General features: G+C 48.2%; 1 protein-coding gene. It reads right to left on the bottom strand.

Annotation, left to right across the window (positions count from 1 at the left end; genetic code table 11):
- The coding region (locus H8L32_RS27260; RefSeq protein ID WP_222619526.1) for an integrase core domain-containing protein at window positions 1-448 on the bottom strand (448 nt) is incomplete at its 3' end.
- Window positions 449-498 lie beyond the last annotated feature (50 nt).

Here is a 498-nt window from a genome sequence, read left to right as displayed (position 1 = left end):
GATACACGCTTGCACGTTGTATCAGTAAAGTACTGGACTCACCACGATGCCTTTGTCCTGGTGTCAGGTATTTCAAAGCACTATGGCAATGCTCTTCGTTATACCATTCAACAAATTGCGTGACCCACAGACGTGCTTCTTCCAGAGTGTCAAATGGTCGTTCAGGCCATTGCGGACAATACTTGGCCGTTTTGAATAATGCTTCTGCATAGGCATTGTCATTGCTCACTCTGGGGCGGCTGAAGGAAGGTACCACTCCCAGGTCATACATCGCTGAGAGCATGTTGGCTCCTCTCATGGCAGTGCCATTGTCTGAGCGTAGTACCAGTGGCTTACCTGCTATCTGTTCCCGCAAACATCCACGCCACAGAAGATGGCTGGCATGTTCCGAGGATTCTTTCTCATGCACTTCATTGACCACCAGCTTGCGGCTGTAGATGTCTTTCATCATGTACCAGTAAAAGAATTGTCCTTTGACTGTAGTTGGTAACCAGGTAA

Source organism: Undibacterium hunanense (genome assembly GCF_014284335.1).
In the GTDB taxonomy this organism is placed as follows: Bacteria; Pseudomonadota; Gammaproteobacteria; order Burkholderiales; family Burkholderiaceae_D; genus Undibacterium; species Undibacterium hunanense.
Note: the sequence above shows the minus strand (reverse complement) of the source record. Positions and strands in the feature narration are given on the sequence as shown.